The 2,210-nt window shown below is 74.1% G+C and carries 1 protein-coding gene and 1 pseudogene; both read left to right on the top strand.

Annotated features, from left to right (window positions below; genetic code table 11):
* Positions 1-475 (top strand): annotated as a pseudogene (locus VR45_RS41165) (hypothetical protein); the annotation flags it as partial.
* Between the two features lie 204 nt (positions 476-679).
* The coding region (locus VR45_RS41170) for a right-handed parallel beta-helix repeat-containing protein (protein ID WP_045945105.1) at positions 680-2,210 on the top strand (1,531 nt) is incomplete at its 3' end.

Below are 2,210 nucleotides of genomic sequence, written 5' to 3' on the forward strand. Positions count from 1 at the left end.
GGTGACGGTGCCGGTGAAGGACGGCAAGGTGTCGTTCTACAACCACTCCGGCGGGACCGTGCACCTGGTCGCCGACCTGGCCGGCCGCTACGGCGCCGACGGCCGGGTCGCCTTCTACCCCTCCGGTCCGTCGCGGGTCATGGACACCCGGGAGTACTGGGGTCGCCCGCAGTACCGCACGCCGGCTGTCGTTCCGGCCTGGGGTTCCGTCACCGTCTACCCGGCCTGGGGCAGCTACCCGGCCGCGGCGGTCCTGAACGTCACGGTGACCGAGCCGGGCGCCGAGGGGCACCTCAAGGCGTACTCGGCGGGCAGCCCGAACGACACGTCCGTCCTCAACTTCGCGCCCGGCGACACCGTCGCCAACCAGGTCGTGGTGCCGATGAAGCAGAGCAGCGACCAGGTCACCTTCTACAACGCCAGTGGTGCGCCGGTGCACATCGTGGTCGACCGCTACGGCGTCGAGCGCTACTGACCGGTCCCACCCGGCCCGCCCCACCTCGCGGCCCCGCCACCGAGCGCTCGTGCTCGGTGGCGGGGCCGCTGCGCTGGGGCGTGCGGGTGGAGTGCGGGCCTCCGTGGTTCGGGGGCGGCCGTCCGTGGCATCATCCGTGCGTCCTCCGGGGCCGACCGGGACCGGAGGACGGGACACGGCACCGGGCCCGTCAGGGGGAGTTCCATGCACAGCATCCGAACCAGCATCCGCACCGGACTTCGCACCAGACTTCGCACCGCGCTGGTCGTCGGCGCGACACTGCTCGGGACGGTCGGCCCGCCGGCCGTCGGCGCGGGCGGCGCGCAGGCCGCCGTCACCACGCTCTACGTCGACATCACCTCGGCCGGCTGCGCCGACGGCGGCCCCGGCACCCGGGCCGTCCCGTACTGCCACGTGGCCGCCGCGGCGGCGGTGGCCGGGCCGGGGCAGACGGTCGAGATCGCCAGGGGCGAGTACGAGGAGACCGATCTGACGATCACCCGCTCCGGTACGGCCGGGGCGCCGATCACCTTCCGCGGTCCGTCGCCGTACGAGCCGGGCTACGGCGGCAGCGCCGTGATCGGCTCCTCCGCCCACCCCGGCGGCGGCCTCACCGTCCGGGGCGCCCGCTACGTCGTGTTCGAGTACCTGGAGGTCGAGGCGGCCGCCGGCCGGCCGGTGGTGCTGGCCGACGGGGCGCGGGACGTCTCGTTCACCGGGGTCAGCGGCACCGGCGGCACCGGTGTGCGGGTCACCGGCGGTTCCGAGCGGGTCCGTTACGCCCGGGCCAGCGTCCATGGCGCGCAGGGGCCGGTGGTCACGGTGGACGGCGGCTCCACCGGGACCGTCGTCAGCACGAACTCCATCATCTCCAGCACCGGCGAGGACCACGCGGCCGTCCTGGTCGACAGCGCCCCGAACACCGTGGTGGTCGGCAACAGCACCCTCGGGTCCTGCTCCCCGGGCATCGTGCTGACCGGGGCCTCGGTCGGGGCCACGGTGGAGAACAACGCGGTCAACGCGGGGCGCGACATCGATTCGCCGTGCGACACCTGGAGTTACCTGGCGACCGGCATCACGGTCGCCGCGAGCGCCGTCGCCGGGACGAAGGCGGACTACAACGTCGTCGACTCGCGCAGCGGCGGCACCCCCTACAAGTGGGCCGGCACCGAGTACGCCGACCAGCCGTCGTTCACGGCGGCCAGCGGTCAGGGCGCCCACGACTTCGTGTCGCCGACGACCTTCTGGCGGGGGCCGAACGAGCCGCTCAACCACCTGATCGACTCGGCCGACGAGAACGCCCCCGGTATGCTCGCCACCGACCGCCAGGGCAGGACCCCGGTGGACGACCCGACGCTGCCCAACACCGGTACCGGCCACGGCACTCGGGACCGGGGCGCGCAGGAGTTCCTCGGGGTGGGCAGTGCGTACACGCCCGCGGGCCCGGTGCGGCTGCTGGACACCCGCTCGGCGATCGGGGTCCCGTCCGCGCAGGCGGTGCCGGCCGGGGGGACGCTCGACCTGGCGGTCACGGGGGTGGCCGGGGTCCCGGCGACCGGTGTCACCGCGGTGACGATGACCGTGACGGCGACCGAGCCGACGCGGGACGGCGACCTCACGGTCTACCCGCACGGCCAGGACCGGCCGGGCGCTTCCACCCTGAACTGGGTCGCGGGCCGGACGGTTCCGAACCAGGTGACGGTGCCGGTGAAGGACGGCAAGGTGTCGTTCTACA

The organism is Streptomyces sp. NRRL S-495, assembly GCF_000966955.1.
Taxonomy (GTDB): Bacteria; Actinomycetota; Actinomycetes; order Streptomycetales; family Streptomycetaceae; genus Kitasatospora; species Kitasatospora purpeofusca.